Here is a 15,468-nt window from a genome sequence, read left to right on the forward strand (position 1 = left end):
TCTGGTTGGGCTTGAAAGATGTGCATGTCGCTGTCAAAACGATGCGCGCGCTACGTCGGCTGGGTGATCAGGCGAATTGTGTATAACGAGGTGGGTTCAGCGGGCTTTGGGCCTTGTAGCTCTGCAATAGTTCTTTCAGCTCTGCAACTGAATTTGAGAACGTTTCGTCAAAATATCCCTTGATCGCCTTCGAGACTACAGCTGTGATCGTTTCGGCTTGGCAGAATGGGCAGTGCAGGTTCCCGTCCTTCTGCAAGGCGTCCATGAAAGGGATGCCTTCGCTCACCCAATCCGCACTATCCAGGCGCTTGATAAGCGTAGAAATTGAACCGTCTTGGTTGCCGACAATTGCTTGGCTCCAAAGGGGATTATTCTCGAAGGAGGCATGGTCTGATGCCAGTTTTGGAAGCTTCGCGAAATGCTGAGCCTTATCGCCCGAAAGCGCTTCTGACTCGCTCCTCAGATCATCGGTCGTCTTTATTGGCTTGGCGTCTGGCAAAGGAAATGAAGCTATATGATCGAACAAGCGGCCTTTCATCCCCTTAAGGCCCTCCAAGCAGAATTCGAGCACCCTGTCGCCACCAGCAAACTGCGTCTTTATCTTCCAGGTTACTTCCTCTGCTTGCGTCTTGGCCGCGGCAGCCCCGCTTTCAAGTACGGCGATAGCCTTATCCAGCGCATCTTTGGTCTTAGTTTGGCTCTTTAGATTCTGCTTAGCAGTTTCTAATTGTTCTTCAGCCTGCTTGTTAGCCTTGGAAAGGGTGAATATCCCCTTCAGCTTGTCCATTTCATGAAAATTGTCTTTCACAAAGCGGTTGTTGTACACGTAGACCTGTGCGTCCTCAAGGCCGGCGATGACGCAGCCCGCATACATGGTGTTGGTAGGGTCCAATAGGTAGTTGGCGAGTGTGCTTTTCCCAGTTCCATTTAGGCCGTAGACAAGAGTCACTTTCTTGTCGGTTTCCAAGACCGCCGGGCCGATGTAGCTGGCGACTCCGTTCATTGTTATTTTTGTAGTCATCGGAATCCAATATGTTATGCGAACGGCGGCCGGAATCAGAACTTGGACATGCTATGCCAAAATCGACGCGCCACTGACCATGTTCAACTGACGGCTAATGACGAAATAATCATACGAGAACGACATAAGCCAGATGTCACGATAAACCGTGAAATCGTCTCCGGTTCGGATTCATTTTTCGTTCATCGTCAGGCGTTGAGCTGTTGAGCGTTTCCGTGGCGGACGCAATAACACGCCCTCTTGAGTTTTGCCAAAAACAATTTTTTGTCGTGCGATGTCTTCGGATTCCTAGGGCGCAGCATGAAACAAAGGACGAGCAATCCCACGAGCATCATGGCGCTTGCTTGCGGCTCGGGAACCGCTGAAACGAAGGGTTGCAGTCCGGCCGCAAGTGTCAGCGGCGACAGCGGTATCAATCCCCACACGTCAACACTGGTGCCGTCGGACAGACCCACCCGATAGGTGGCGTCCGCCGGGCCAGAAGGGAACGTTGACGAGAAGATGGAATTCAACGTGGGTTCGGATAGTCCTTGGAAACGCCATTGCAGGTAGCCGGCACCATTGCCCAAACCGAAAATATCGGTCGTGTTGATGGACAGGCTCCAGTCGGCAGGGCCGGAAATGGCAGAAAACTGGGCATCGAGGAAATAAGGAATCGTGACGGAGGTAACTTGCGGGGTGGAAACGTTAAACTGGTAGTGCCAACCGGCATCGCTTTGCGTCGGAATCAACGTCATCAATGGAAGCCGCGTGAGCGTGGACTGACCGGAAAGGACAACCTCGCCGAAGGATTGCAAGACCGCGGCGGGCGGCCAGATAGATACCGAAACGTCGGTTAGTGGGGGGACGGTTGCCGCGTTCCCACCACTTCCTGCTGCGGGTGCCGGGCACGGGCCCACACCGAGGCAGATCTCGCCATACTGGATCGGACTAAGGGTAGAAACCAGCAGCGTTGACCCCGACGGGATGAGGAGGTCAGGGCAGCGGCCAGCGCAGATCGTCAGCGCATTACCGTCCGCCGAAAAACCGAGGACAAGCGCCGTCGCCGATGCGAATGACATGAGAAATTGGCGAATACGTAGCGTCAAGCTGGTTTGCATGGGGTGCCTTCCATCACGGTAATATTAATAAAATAATAACCCATCTTCGTCACGTTACAGTGACATCCCCGTTACAGTAATGGAACATGCCTTAAAGCGAGTTGGCCTGACGCCAAACCCGAGGAGATTCAGGGCCGAGACCAGACAACTTTTCCGCAAACGCGGTAGAAGGTACGCCCAAACGGGCGTAGGCCACTTTTCGATGAGCGCGATATCAGTTTCAGTCGGCGACAACACCAAGGGATCAACTGGAGTATTACGCTCTGGTCTTTTATGTAGCCGCAACCCCATCGCGCACGCTTTGCTGCCAGATATGCCGGTAAACCAGCTGCGCAACCTGTGCCTTGTCATCTGCCGTGTAGGGCGGCTCTGGCAGGGTTTGGTAGAGGTGGTCAAGCACGAAGGTTTCCACCTCGGCCTGCGTTTGTTCCTTCTCGGTCCACCGGTCCAGCGGCGCAATAACTGCCAGCACCCCCGCCAACAACTCCTTGCTTGCTTGCTTGATGCGCTCGCGGTCTGCCTTGGTCAGGTCAGCACGCTGCAACAAATCAAAGAGAGCCAACTGTTCTTCGCTCAGGCCTTCGTCGACCGCGCGGCGCTGTTCATCATTGAGGCTGCTGGCTAGATCCATCAACCTGGCAAAGGTATCTTCCACCGTGGCCCGGTCCTTGTCCTGGTTGTACGCAGCGATGATTTCCTGGTACTTCTTTTCGTAGTTCATGCGTAGCGGGTTACGTGTCAGCATCTGCGCCAGCTTCTCTGCCAGGATCTGGCGGATGTCTTCGATCACCGTGGCCTTGCGCGTTACTTTTTTAGAAAACTCGTCGCGAAGTTTTTCCATGTTGATCTGCGAGAGGTCCACTGTCAGCCCGCTGGCTTGGTCGCCTCCCGGGCCATTGGACGCGATGGCTGTGTTGATGATGCGGTGAAGTATCTTCAGCAGTGCACTCACGTCGGCCGTGTCGCGCCGTTCCCCCAGCTTCTTGTAGATGGCCTCAAGGTTATCGTGCCGCTCCGCAAAGACCAGCGCCGAAGGCTCCACCAATAACGCTTTGAAACGGTTGAACACCACTCGGCACAAAATTTCATAGCGGCGCTTCGACTCGTCGCTGGTGTACACCGCTTCCACGGCGTCTGCCAGGTGTTGAATGCGGGTGAATCCGGTGGTGCCTGGCAAAAGACCGGCGTCAAAGCCCAGCCCATGTAAATGCGCTTCGGTGACGGCAAGGGCGTCGGCCAGCGCGGCTACCCGTTCTTCGATGGGCGCGACGATCTCGGCATCACCTCCATCGTCGCCCAGCGCGTACTGCGCCAGCGCCTCACGCAGGCTTTTCAGCATGCCGTTGTAGTCCACGATCAGGCCAAAGTCCTTGCCGGGGTAGACCCGGTTGGCGCGGGCAATCGCCTGCATCAGCGTGTGTGCACGCATCGGTTTGTCGATGTACAGGGTAGACAAGCATTCCACGTCAAAGCCGGTTAGCCACATCGCGCACACGACTGCAATGCGGAATGGGTGCGCGGGGTTCTTGAACGCGGTTTCCACGTCGACACGCTGGCCGTCGTTGGTCTCGAACCCCAGCTTCATCACCGAGCGGTGAGGGATGATGTCAATACCCCATTTCTTGAAGTCAGCTACCTCGTTCTGGGCCTCGCTGATGATCAATTCAATGATGGTCTCATTCATCCATACGGCTTTTGCCAGCAACCGGTCACGTTGCGCGTGCAACAGTTGGCGCGCTTCGTCATCGGGCGCCAAGGTGATGTCCGCCAACTTCATCTGCGCTTCCACCTGCACAGCGGCCGCTTTTGCTTTCCATTTTGGCTCAATGAGTTTGAGCATGCGGGCACCGGTGATCTTGTCGATACAGACCATCATTGCCTTGCCTGCTTCCCAACGGGTACTGCAATGTTCTACAAAATCCGCGGCAATGCGGTCCAGCCGCTCATCGGCAGTGATGACTTCGTAGTCCTTACCCAGCAGCTTTTCCAATAAGGCGGTTTGATCCGGATCCAGATCGGCCGCATCCACGGCAGCAGCGATGTGGTCGTTCAAGTCCAGCTTGGCCAGGCCCAGCTTTTCACCCCGGTTCTCGTACACCAGCTTGACGGTGGCGCCATCTTCTTCGCTGCGTTTGAAGTCGTAGCGCGAGACATAGTCACCAAAAATCCGCCTGGTGATCTCGTCATACTTAAATAGGGGTGTGCCGGTAAAGCCGATGAATGCCGCATTGGGCAGCGCCATGCGCATGTTGCGGGCGAGTTTGCCGGACTGGGTGCGGTGCGCCTCGTCGGACATCACAATAATGTCGTCTCGCGGGCTGTAGGGGTCGTCTGGCGTGACTTCCTGGTTAAACTTGTGAATCAGGCTGAACACATAGCGGTGGTTCTCGGACAGCAAACGTCGCAGGTCGCGCCCTGAGCTGGCCCTGGGGGTCGTTTCATCAGCCACGCCACAACCAACAAACGTTTTGTAAATCTGACTGTCCAGGTCATCCCGGTCGGTCATCAGCACGAAGGTGAAATTGCCCGGCACGGTGCGCCGCACCTTCTCAGCGAAGAACGCCATGGAATACGATTTTCCGCTTCCCTGCGTATGCCACACGACACCCAACCGGCCCAGGTCCGGGTGGGCACGTTCGATGATTTCCAGAGACTCCGTTACCGGCTCAGCTGCAACAAAATAGGGCAGTAAGGACGCGTTGGCGGCGTTGTCATTCTCGGCCTTAGGCAGCGCAACGGTGCGATATGTCAGTCGCTTTTCTGTAGGGAATTCACGCTTCAAGGCTTCTTGCCGCACCACCGAGGCTACCGCTTGGTTGACCCCCAGCATTTGGTGGTTGCGCGCCACTACTTTACGCACTGCACCGGCCTTGCTGGCATCAAACAGGATGAAGTTTTCCAGAATATCCAGCAAACGATCCTTCGCCAGCATGCCGTTGAGCAGCACCTCGGCAGCGACGCTACCCACGTCGGTTTCATGCAGGCGCTTCCACTCGCCAAAATGCTCCCAGGTGCTGGTGATCGAGCCAAAGCGGGCATTATGTCCGTTGCTGACGATCAGGAACGCATTGTGGTGGAACGCATGGGCGACGACATTTTCGTCCATGTAGTCGCGCAAGTTGCCGTCAAAGCCCGCGCGGATGTTTTTGTACACTGCCTTGAGCTCGATGAAGACCAACGGCAGGCCGTTTACAAAACACACCAGGTCGGCGCGGCGGTTGTAGTTGGGCGTGCGCAGGCCGGTCAGCTTCAGCTCCCGCACCACCAGAAACCGGTTATTGGCCGCGTTGCGAAAGTCGATGACCGCCGCCTGTGCGTGACTCAGTTGCCCCTGTGCGTTGCGGTAGCTTACCGGCACGCCGTCGCGAATCATCATGTGAAACGCCTGGTTGTGCTGCAACAGGGAACGGGAAAAGTCGTGGTGTGTCAGCTTGGTGATGGCTTCCTCAATGGCCGGTGGTGGCAACTGTGGATTGAGCTGGACCAGTGCCGCGCGCAAATCGCGCACCAGCACCGCGTCGCGCTCACTGGTACGGCCCAGGGTGCCTGTTGGACCAAAGGTTTCCTGGTTCCAGGCATAGACGCTGGCCCAGCCAAGCGTCTTTTCCAAATGCTCGGCAAAGGTTGCCTGCACCAGGCGGTCTTCGCTGTTGATGTCCGTGTAGGCCATGGCGTCTATCGGACAATGCGATGGGCCATAAAGGACAGCGCCAATGCCTGTCCTTTATAAAAACCATTACAAATCAGACGCTTAGAACTCATGTGCGGCTTCAAGCCATTCTTTTTCATGAAACTTCTCTCCCTTTTGTCCTTTAGAATTCACACCCCCAACCGGTAACGCCTCCAACGCCGTTCACCTGAATAGACAACCTCGTTGGTCTGCAGCAAATTGTCCAGCGCCCGCTTCACCGTTTTGGGCGAAATCTCAACGCCAATGCGCCGGTTAATGTCGGCGCTGGACGACTCCGGGTACCGCGCCAAGTCTTCCAGGATCAAAGCCTGCAAGCGGTGCGGCGTGATGCGGCTCAACGTCGTCTTGCGATCCAGTTGCGCACCACGCAACCAATCAGGTGCCACAAAGTAACGCATGCCCGAAGTCTTGCCCGTGGTGAGAATTAAGCCAAGAGAAATCAAGCGCCCCAGCCACACGGACAACTCAGCCCCACCATCTGCCTCCAGGACGGCGCCCAATTCGCGGGCTGTCATGCCCTCGGTCTGTGCCAACACCCCCAAGGTGATGCGCTCGCGCTGGGTGAGTTGAAAGCGCGCATCGGCCTCGGTCACCAACCGCATTACCTCTGGCTTGGCAATGCGACGCTGGATCGTCACCTTGACCCAGTCCGTGCCCTCCTCTGGCACCGGTGCCGGGCGCCCCTGGGACAACAACCGGTCGTAAATCAAATCGAAACCGCTGCCTTCGCGCTCCATCAGTCCCAGGTCGTGAAACACCCGCGCCAGCGCTTCGTTGCGCCGGCGGCTGGCGTGCAGTATGTTGCGCGGCGTCACTCCCAGCGGCAAGCGGCCTGGATTGACCACCTCCAGTCGTTCCGGGTGCAGGTTGAGGTAAATATCGCCCTGCTGTGTGTAGGGCCGGTGCACCAGTGCATTGACCAGCAACTCGCGCACCACCTTTTCGTCATAGGCCGGCACATTGCGTCGGTACAGGCCCTCGGCCACTTCGTAGCTTTCGCGAAAGTCCGGTACCGCACGCCACACCGCATCCACCAGTTCCACAGGGGACAGCTCGCAGTCGTCCCAGACCCATTTGTTAATTTTCTGGCCGTGTTCGTCGTACTTGATGGCCTGCACCAACGGTGCGGTACCCAGGGCGCGGCGGTCTGCGGTGCTACCCAGCAGCAGCACGCCCAGACGGCTCAAGGTTGGGCCCTGGGCCAGACCGTAATGGGTCAGCAGCTCGTCCGCGCTCTTCTCCTTGACCGACGCTTTGACCCGGTCCGATGCGGCGATGTCTTGAACGAAGCGCGCGAGTTTGCCGGCATCTGCCGCGCCACGCGGCGCGCCACTGTCCATGGCTTCCCACGGCCTGCCGGGTCGTTCACTGGCCAAGCGCAGAAGATCGTCGCCCAGTACCGGCTGGCAGGTGTCACCCACGCGCAAGAAATAGCGCCCATCTGTGGTCGATGCCACGTTCGGGGAGCGGTCAATCGCCAACTCGATGAACTCACCACCATTGGCCGCCCGTTGCAAACTGGGCAGCGCCTGGACATTCACCGTCAACTCACCCATGCGTTTGCGTAGCCGGTCCAGGACCTCGGGCGGCACCACCTGGCCGGTTGGCGGCAGTGTCTGCCCATCTTCGATACCAATCAACAACCGGCCTCCGGCACCATTGGCAAAGCACACGCAGTCTTTGGCCAACGCGTCCCAGTCCGCTGACTTACCTACGACGGTGCGCAGGGATTTGAGATCGGTGTGCTGGTCTTCGAGGGTCATACGGCCAATTCTCCGCTCAGCAGGCGCGGCAAAAGAAGATCGCGGGCGGCGCGGAGTTTTTGGTTCTGAGTACTGAGATTTTTGATCTGCGTAAATATATCCGATACGAACTCATCAAACGATCGAAGCATAAGCGCAGACGGAATCAGGATTTCAATCCGGTGCACAGATTTGCGGTCAAGCGTAGGCACAGAAGCACCGCCGTTAAATTGTTTCAGATCCATTTCCCGCAGCAGGAACAGCGCGAACAGTGGTGTCACGCGCTTGAATTCCTTCACCCAAAGAGCAGTATTGAGTGGCCAATAATCGTCGGCAACGAATTGCACTTCGCCCAAAGTTCCGCTTCGTCCTGTGACCACGCCAGGTGCAATCGCCTTGACTTTGTCGTGGTAGCCAAGGATGCCTTTGGAGCCGTATATTGGGACGTCCCCTTGTTGTCTGTCTTGAGTCGGAAGATCGAAACCACGTTGCAAAATCAATGCCGATTCCAACGGTGCCCGCTCCCACCCCTGCGGCGCCCCATCGACTACAGGGGTGTGTTCATAGCCGGGAAAGCGCAAGCGGACGAACCACTCGCGGTAGAGCAGCCGGGCGGACTCTTCGAGCAGGGCCATGCGGCGGCGGTTGTTTTCGATCAGGTCGTCGTAGGTGGAAAGGATGTCCGCAATGCGCGTTTGTTCTGTAACTGTAGGAACATTAAAATCTAACGAAAGCAGTTTCTCCTGACTCAGATTGTCCTGTGTAGCACCTTGTGAGAACTGCTGGACACGGACTTTGATGGTGGCATCAAAAAGATACTTTACGAACCGGGCATCTGACTGAGTCGGATCAGCAATAAAGCCAATAACGCTATCAGGAAAACACGCATCAATGGCAAGAATAGCGGTGTCTGCGATATTCGCCGCAATGGTGATGCACAAGGTGCCGGCTGGCCATAGCTTGCTCTGTTGCAGTCCGGCTTCCGTGTACGTTTGCGTGAAGCCGATTATGTACAGCCCGGCATGCTTCACGTCGCCAGTCTGAATGAATGGGTGCAGTCCGCCGTACAGGTGTGCCGCATCCCTTGGCCTATGGCGTGAGCGGCCGCGGGAAACTGATCCAAGTTCATTAAGGCGTTTGGGCATCCAGCTCATATATTCAAAGCGCCTGGACAATGTTCTGGATATAAAAATGGCGGGCAGCCATCGTGAAACATTGGCAAGCAGCCATCAAAAGCTAGTCGTCTAGTAAAGCTCATATTCCCAACTCCTCAAAGTTGGTTTGAATCTTGGCGGCCAACTCCCCCGACTCGCGATTCAGGTCAGCCAGCTCCAGGTGGAGATCGCGCAGCGTTTGCTCGAAGTCGAAGTCTGCATCCACCTCGACCGGAGCTACTCCGACAAAACGGCCGGGAGTCAAGCTCCAGTCAGCGGCTTCGATCTCGGCGCGGGTGACGGCTTTGCATAGACCCAGCACGTCCTGCATTTCGGCGTTCGGAAAACGCTCCTGCAGCCAGACGATCTGACGCTGCAAGTAGACGCAGTCTTTGAGCTGTTCGACGGCGGATTTGCGTGCTTCATCCAGCAGCCTGACGAGCTTGCCGATGGCGCGGCGGTCGTAAAACTCGGCTGCTTCGTCCTGCGTGGCCAACTCTTGCGTTAGTTGCGCGGCGCGGGCAGCGAGTTTGTAGAGCAGGTCTAGTTGCTTGACCATGCCGCGTGCGGATTCACCTAGGGGAGCGAAAATTTGACGGGCAGCATGTTGGTCTTTGTTGATCAGCACTGGCTTGGCAACGGTCTTGCAAAATACGGCGAGGCCGGTCACAAACGTGGCGCGGTCGGCGGTATAAGCGGTGGCGGCGCCTGCCCATTCGGCCATGGCATCGTTCAAGCCGTTACGCTTGTCTTTTGACAGCGCAGTGATATCTTTCACGCTGTCCACAAACGCCGCCAATGGTGTATGGCAGGCGGTCAGCGTGACGTCAAACGTGGTGAGCGCGGCGTCGATGGCCGCGGCTTCTTTCCCCAGTCGTGTCAGGTAGCTGTGCACCAGACCCAAAAAGCGGTCTTGCTGGCCTCTGTAGAGCCACACGATCGCAGCCAGATTCGCCTGCTGTTCCGGCGAAAAATCGTAAATCTTCCGGGTGACTTTGCGGTACACATTCCGCGCATCCAGCATCAGCACCTGGTCTTTGCGCTCTGCCGGCTTGGAGCGGTCAAAGTGCCATAGTTCGCACGGCACGGTGCGGGTATAAAAGAAGTTCGAGCGGATGGCGATCATGACATCGACATCGCCCGTCTCTACCAGTTTACGGCGGACTTCTTTTTCGCCATGGCCTGCGCTGCTGGCCTGTGACGACATGACAAATCCGGCCCGGCCGGTAGGCGACAGGTAACTGTGAAAGTACGAGATCCACAGGTAATTGCCGTTGGAGACGTGTTTGTCCTTATTGACACCGGGCAGACCAAAGGGCAATCGACGATCGGTCTTAATGGATTCGGCGTCGACCTTGTCGACATTGAAGGGCGGGTTGGCCATCATGAAGTCCACATTGCCCCACAGCGGCCGGCCGTCTTGCAGGCGGTGCTTGTCTTCGTAGAAGGTATTGGCTTCCTGAATGTCACCCTCGAGTCCATGCACCGCCAGATTCATCTTCGCCAGGCGGATGGTGGTGGGGGTTTTTTCCTGGCCATAGAAGGTAACGCGCTTCATGGTCTCGAAGCCTTCCTGCTCGATAAAGTGGCTGCTCTGTACGAACATGCCACCGGAACCACAGGCCAGATCGGTCACCACGCCGTGGTCGGGTTCAATCACATTGACCAGGGTTTGCACCAGCGAGGGTGGCGTGAAGAATTCGCCATTGTCTTGCGCGCCCTGCATGGCGAACTTCATCAGGAAGTATTCATAGATGCGGCCAAACACGTCCCCCGTGGCGGTACGCAATGCCTGGGAATCAAAGCAGCGCAGCAGGTTTTCCAGCAGCTTGTTGTCGAAGCGATCGTAGTCTTTTGGCAGGCTGCCCTGAAGAGGTGGGAAGTCAGCCTCAATGGCGTTCATGGCCGCCACGAGAGCGCCGCCCAAACTCGCCCCGGAAGGCAAGTCCATCAGCACGTCATAACGTGCCGCCTCGGGCAACATGAGCGCACGGCGTTTGATGAAGTCGGCCTTGCCCAGCGGACGCTTGGGCATGGCTCCTGCGGCCTGATCCGCTTCAATGGCTTGCAGCGCGGACCGATAGCGGTTGGTGGCGTGGCGCAAAAAGATGACGCCCAAAACCGGCAGGGAGTATTCGGTGGCGGTGAGGTTAGAGTTGGCGCGCAACTGGTCGGCGGCTTCCCACAAGCTGGTTTCTATTTGGGTAATGTTCTGGAATGCGTTGGCGGTCATTTCGTCAATTCTTGTTTTCTATTCGCCATTTGTCCGGAGCTTGACTCGCTAGACATATCAGTCGGCTCCCTGTGCGGGCGACCAGCTAACATTAAGGCAGAACAGAGGATTATTTGTGGGCTGAAACTGCCTCCCGTCATATTACACGCCTGGCAGTCAAGACTTGCCTTTCAGCAGTTTTTAATGCTGCGCGTGCTTCATTGTCTTCAGCTCAAAGCGCAATTGAGACAATTCTGGACGAGCCTAGTATCCTCGGCGATTCGTCGATGTATGTTCCAAAAAAATCGAAACCTGCATGTCAAAAAACGAATCGGAAATCCATCAGTTACGTGCCGAGAATCAGATGCTCAAGACTCTGCTTGCGCAGCACGGTATCGCCGCGCCGCAACCAGGCGTTGCCGCGAAAACGAATAATTCTGCGATACGGATCATCGGCAATGAACTGTCGGCCGAGGCGAAGGTCAAGCTGTTCCGACAGCTCTTTCGCGGCCGGGAAGATATCTATCCGGTGCGATGGATCAGCAAGACGTCGGAAAAGCCTGGCTATTCACCGGTCTGTGCCAACGAATGGCGCCGCGGCGTTTGCGAGAAACCCAGAATAAAATGCAGCGAGTGCAGTCACAGCCTGTTTGCTCCGGTCACAGATCATGTCGTGTTCCGGCATCTGCGGGGAGAGATCACTGCCGGCGTGTATCCGCTGCTGGTCGATAACCGATGCTATTTTCTTGCGATCGATTTCGATGACGGAGATTGGCGTGAGGATGCGCGGGCGGTACTGAAAACCTGCGTCGAACAGGATCTCCCCGCAGCGCTGGAAATTTCACGCTCAGGCGAAGGCGCGCATCTCTGGCTTTTCTTCGCAAACGCGACGCCGGCAAGGGATGTGCGGCGTCTTGGTGCAGCGCTAATCAGTGCGACCTGCGCACGTACCCGGCAACTCGCCTTAACCTCCTATGATCGTCTCTTCCCGAATCAGGACACCATGCCGAAAGGTGGATTTGGCAACCTAATCGCGTTGCCGCTTCAAAAGGAGCCCCGCGACCTTGGCCGCAGCGTCTTTGTCGACGAAAACTTACAGCAATTACCCGATCAATGGGCATTTCTGGAAAACATCCAACCCCTTCCGCAAAGCCGTATCGAAGCGGTATTAACCCGACTGGTTGGGGATCGCCATCCGCTCGACATTGCCTACGCCGATGTGCCGGAAGAGAACGCCGATGCGCCATGGGTACAGCCCGCCAAGCCGGACGTCAAACTCCACGGCATGATGCCGAAAGCCGTGAAAGCGACGATCGCCGCCCAACTCTTTATCGAGAAGGCCGGCCTTCCGCAGTCCCTGACGAACCGGTTGATCCGGCTTGCGGCGTTCCAGAATCCGGATTTCTACAAGCTTCAGGCTACGCAGCGGTCGACCTGGAATACGCCGCGCGTCATCAGCCGCGCGGAAAACCACGAAAAATTTCTGTCATTGCCACGAGGTTGCCTAAGCGATGTAGAGGCGCTGCTTGCAGTCAATAAAATCGCTTTGCGTCTGGAGGACGCACGTTCGACGGGAAAGCGCATGGACGCAACGTTTCAAGGTGTACTGCGCCAGGATCAGCAGGCCGCGTTCGACGCCGTCACAAAACATGATTTCGGCATGTTGATTGCGCCTACCGCATTTGGCAAGACGGTCACTGCCGCAGCCGTCATCGCGAAGAGAAAGGTCAGCACCCTGGTCATTGTTCACCGTGCCGATCTGATGCGACAGTGGCAAGAGCGCCTCGGTAGTTTCGTGGCACTGGACGAACAAAAAATCGGCCTGATCGGCGCCGGGAAAAACAAACCCACCGGCCTGCTCGACATCGCAGTTATTCAAAGTCTGGCGCGCCGCGACGATCTTCCCGAACTGTTCAGCCAATACGGCCAAGTCATCATTGACGAAGCACACCATTTAACCGCAGAAACGTTCGAGGCAGTCTTGAAGCAAGCCAATTCGCGCTACGTTCTTGGGCTTAGCGCCACGCCCGTCCGCAGCAACGGGCACCATCCGATCATCTTCATGCAGTCCGGCCCGGTACGGCACATTGCAAAACGACCGGCGCACGTCCCGGATCAATTAGCGGTTCGGATTCGCCAACTTCCGACCCCACCGATTCCACCACTTGCCAGCATTCAGGAGATCATCCGGTTGCTGGCCGAGGACGATAGTCGAAATGCACGCATCGTCGCCGACGCGACCAACGCCTTGAAAAATGGGCGGAAGGTACTGTTGCTAACCAAACGGACAGAACACCTTGACCTGCTACATGCGCACCTTGCGAAGGTCGACTATCCCTGCTTCATGCTGCACGGCCGCATGAAAGCGAAAGAACGCCATGCGATCATCAAGACCCTGACCGAGTTGCCGCAGGACGCCCCACACATACTGCTGGCCAGCGCGCAGCTGGTCGGCGAAGGTTTCGATCATGCGCCGTTGGATACGCTCATTCTGACGCTGCCGATTTCATGGTCAGGGACATTGCAGCAATACGTCGGCAGGCTGCATCGCGACCATGCAAACAAGAGCGACATTTTGATTTACGACTATGTCGAGCTCGATCATCCTCAACTCTACCGGATGTGGGAAAAGCGGCAGCGTGGTTACCGAGCGATGGGTTATCGCATTGAATCAGATCAACAGCAGTTAAGTCTTCAGCAAAACCAAACCCCGAGCACCGACCCATAAATCGAAGAAAGATATGGGTTCACGTCGGATTCTGATCGTGCGCGGCGGGATGCCCGCACTGAGGGCGGCCGAGGGCAATGCACGTAAACTTAGCCCCCACCATGTCATCAGGATTGTGCCCCGCCCTTCCCGACGATCAAATCGCCGTGGACAACCTCGCGCGCCAGGCCTGTTTCGGCCGTCCAATGTAATCTCACGGCGCGATTTATCGCCTAAAAACCGCCACCGTGATAAGCGCAATAATCAAGATAACACCACGATTGGCAACGACCCGGATCAACCGCGCCGCAGCAACTACTTCTTGTAACGCACAACGCCGGGCCGCCGGGGAACAGCTCGGTACAGCCTTGGCGACGCGAGTTTAAGTATGCTAAGGTAATACCTCGAAATACTTTGAAGGATTCGCGATGACTGCCGCTGCCATTCGCCCCGTCGCCATCAAAATTGATGACGCCACCAAAGCCAAACTGAAACTGTTGGCCGAGGCACGTCATCGCACGCCCCATTGGCTCATGCGCGAGGCGATCACGCAGTATGTCGAACGGGAAGAAAAACGCGAGGCTTTTCGCCAGGACACGCTCAACGCCTGGGAAGCGTACCGCACCACCGGGTTGCATGTGACGGCCGACGAAGCCGATGCGTGGTTGACCCAGCTCGAACAGGGCAACGACATCGAGCCGCCTGAATGTCACGTCTGATCTGGTCGCCGCAGGCGTTGCGCGATGTACAGCGCCTGTATCGATTCCTCGCCAGCAAGAACGTCGATGCGGCCAAGCGCGCCGTCACAACCGTGCGGCAACAGGTAAAAATCCTTGCGCATCAACCAGGCATTGGTCGTCCGATTGAGGATCTCGCCGAGGCATTTCGCGAGTGGATCATCGATTTCGGCGACAGTGGCTATGTCGCGCGTTACCGCATCGACGCCGATGCGGTAACGGTCCTTGCCGTGCGACACCAAAAGGAAGTCGGGCTCTGAGAGCCTGACCGGTCTACCGCCGACCATGAATAGCGGTTCTACAGCCTGTTTTGCAATGAATGATGTGCCGGATCAACCGCGGCGCAGCATCTCCTCCTCATACCGCACAAACCCAAGCTGCCGATACAGCGTTGCGCCCTTCTCGCTCGCACCCAGGCTGAAGGTGCCAATGCCGGCCTGCTCCCCGAGCCGAATCAGTTCCTCGATAAGTTGCCTGGCGACACCCTGGCGCCGCCACTCTGGCTCCGTGAAAACGTTGACGATGCGACCCCGCAGATAACCCGGGTCGTCGCGCGTTGGTCCCCAATCCAGCAGGACGAGGCCGGCGCCAGCGATGACGTGCGCATCGCACCTTGCGACCAGACCGACATACGTTCCGCCCGCCAATGCAAGTTCGAGCCAGGACAGGTAGCAGGAGTAGTGGCCGTCTGGCGTCTCTGCTGCGTTGAAACGATGGCGGCAAACGATCGGGCCATCGGCCGCTTCGACAGCCCGGATTGTCCAGTTGGTTTGCATCATCCAGCGACGCTCACGTTCATTTTTTTAGCAGAATACCAATTTAACACGGAATCTTGCGCGAAAACCTGACTCCTCGCGGAGCCGCACGGCTTCTAGTTTTTTTACCCAATAAACTTTGTCGGATTTGCGTGTAAAACCCCGTCTGTTGCCGCTTTGGGTGCTAGCATCAGCTGACAATATGCTTAAGATCTCGCCATATGAAGCCAGCTCAAATGTAAGCGCATCAGCAACCTTTCAATTACCCATATCTTTCTGAGGCAAGATTAAAACCGAATTGCATATCTGCCAGCCGACGCATGCCTCGCCACATAACAATATTCCCTGG

General features: G+C 56.7%; 10 protein-coding genes. 3 read left to right on the forward strand and 7 right to left on the reverse strand.

Going from position 1 to position 15,468, the window contains the following annotated elements; translation table 11 throughout:
* Positions 1–67: 67 nt before the first annotated feature.
* From RCH09_RS18485 to RCH09_RS18510, 6 genes are all read right to left on the reverse strand, one after another.
* Positions 68–1,003 (reverse strand): AAA family ATPase, encoded by a 936-nt coding sequence (locus RCH09_RS18485; protein ID WP_326942621.1) that lies wholly within the window; start codon positions 1,001–1,003, stop codon positions 68–70.
* 206 nt (positions 1,004–1,209) lie between these two features.
* On the reverse strand, positions 1,210–2,121 hold the full coding sequence (locus RCH09_RS18490; RefSeq protein WP_326942622.1) for a hypothetical protein: 912 nt from the start codon (positions 2,119–2,121) through the stop codon (positions 1,210–1,212).
* A gap of 271 nt (positions 2,122–2,392) precedes the next feature.
* Entirely contained in the window at positions 2,393–5,791 is a 3,399-nt protein-coding gene (locus RCH09_RS18495; protein WP_326942623.1) for a type I restriction endonuclease subunit R, read from the reverse strand.
* Positions 5,792–5,940: 149 nt separating this feature from the next.
* Entirely contained in the window at positions 5,941–7,575 is a 1,635-nt protein-coding gene (locus tag RCH09_RS18500; protein WP_326942624.1) for an ATP-binding protein, read from the reverse strand.
* Positions 7,572–8,699: a restriction endonuclease subunit S gene (locus RCH09_RS18505; protein WP_326942625.1), complete on the reverse strand. Its 1,128-nt coding sequence runs from the start codon at positions 8,697–8,699 to the stop codon at positions 7,572–7,574. The genes RCH09_RS18500 and RCH09_RS18505 overlap by 4 nt, the downstream gene beginning before the upstream one ends.
* A gap of 109 nt (positions 8,700–8,808) precedes the next feature.
* Positions 8,809–10,941, reverse strand: coding sequence for a class I SAM-dependent DNA methyltransferase (locus RCH09_RS18510; RefSeq protein ID WP_326942626.1), 2,133 nt, complete (start codon positions 10,939–10,941; stop codon positions 8,809–8,811).
* Positions 10,942–11,236: 295 nt separating this feature from the next.
* Between RCH09_RS18510 and RCH09_RS18515 the strand changes: the two genes are divergently transcribed.
* The 3 genes from RCH09_RS18515 (at position 11,237) to RCH09_RS18525 (ending at position 14,624) form a co-directional block, all read left to right on the forward strand.
* On the forward strand, positions 11,237–13,648 hold the full coding sequence (locus RCH09_RS18515; RefSeq protein ID WP_326942627.1) for a TOTE conflict system archaeo-eukaryotic primase domain-containing protein: 2,412 nt from the start codon (positions 11,237–11,239) through the stop codon (positions 13,646–13,648).
* A gap of 407 nt (positions 13,649–14,055) precedes the next feature.
* The gene (locus RCH09_RS18520) at positions 14,056–14,346 is read left to right on the forward strand and encodes a CopG family ribbon-helix-helix protein (RefSeq protein ID WP_326942628.1); all 291 of its coding nucleotides are present in this window, start codon (positions 14,056–14,058) and stop codon (positions 14,344–14,346) included.
* Positions 14,334–14,624, forward strand: coding sequence for a type II toxin-antitoxin system RelE/ParE family toxin (locus tag RCH09_RS18525; protein WP_326942629.1), 291 nt, complete (start codon positions 14,334–14,336; stop codon positions 14,622–14,624). Before RCH09_RS18520 ends, RCH09_RS18525 begins: the two co-directional genes overlap by 13 nt.
* 72 nt (positions 14,625–14,696) lie before the next feature.
* On the opposite strand, the gene RCH09_RS18530 is transcribed toward RCH09_RS18525, so the two are convergent.
* Positions 14,697–15,143, reverse strand: coding sequence for a GNAT family N-acetyltransferase (locus RCH09_RS18530; protein ID WP_326942630.1), 447 nt, complete (start codon positions 15,141–15,143; stop codon positions 14,697–14,699).
* Positions 15,144–15,468: the final 325 nt, after the last annotated feature.

This window comes from Actimicrobium sp. GrIS 1.19 (assembly GCF_035984655.1).
In the GTDB taxonomy this organism is placed as follows: domain Bacteria; phylum Pseudomonadota; class Gammaproteobacteria; order Burkholderiales; family Burkholderiaceae_D; genus Actimicrobium.

Excerpts from the sequence above, each read along its gene's own strand:
- RCH09_RS18485 (WP_326942621.1), bottom strand. The coding sequence starts at position 1,003 with ATGAACGGAGTCGCCAGCTACATCGGCCCGGCGGTCTTGGAAACCGAC.
- RCH09_RS18490 (WP_326942622.1), bottom strand. The coding sequence starts at position 2,121 with ATGCAAACCAGCTTGACGCTACGTATTCGCCAATTTCTCATGTCATTC.
- RCH09_RS18495 (WP_326942623.1), bottom strand. The coding sequence starts at position 5,791 with ATGGCCTACACGGACATCAACAGCGAAGACCGCCTGGTGCAGGCAACC.
- RCH09_RS18500 (WP_326942624.1), bottom strand. The coding sequence starts at position 7,575 with ATGACCCTCGAAGACCAGCACACCGATCTCAAATCCCTGCGCACCGTC.
- RCH09_RS18505 (WP_326942625.1), bottom strand. The coding sequence starts at position 8,699 with ATGCCCAAACGCCTTAATGAACTTGGATCAGTTTCCCGCGGCCGCTCA.
- RCH09_RS18510 (WP_326942626.1), bottom strand. The coding sequence starts at position 10,941 with ATGACCGCCAACGCATTCCAGAACATTACCCAAATAGAAACCAGCTTG.
- RCH09_RS18515 (WP_326942627.1), top strand. The coding sequence starts at position 11,237 with ATGTCAAAAAACGAATCGGAAATCCATCAGTTACGTGCCGAGAATCAG.
- RCH09_RS18520 (WP_326942628.1), top strand. The coding sequence starts at position 14,056 with ATGACTGCCGCTGCCATTCGCCCCGTCGCCATCAAAATTGATGACGCC.
- RCH09_RS18525 (WP_326942629.1), top strand. The coding sequence starts at position 14,334 with ATGTCACGTCTGATCTGGTCGCCGCAGGCGTTGCGCGATGTACAGCGC.
- RCH09_RS18530 (WP_326942630.1), bottom strand. The coding sequence starts at position 15,143 with ATGATGCAAACCAACTGGACAATCCGGGCTGTCGAAGCGGCCGATGGC.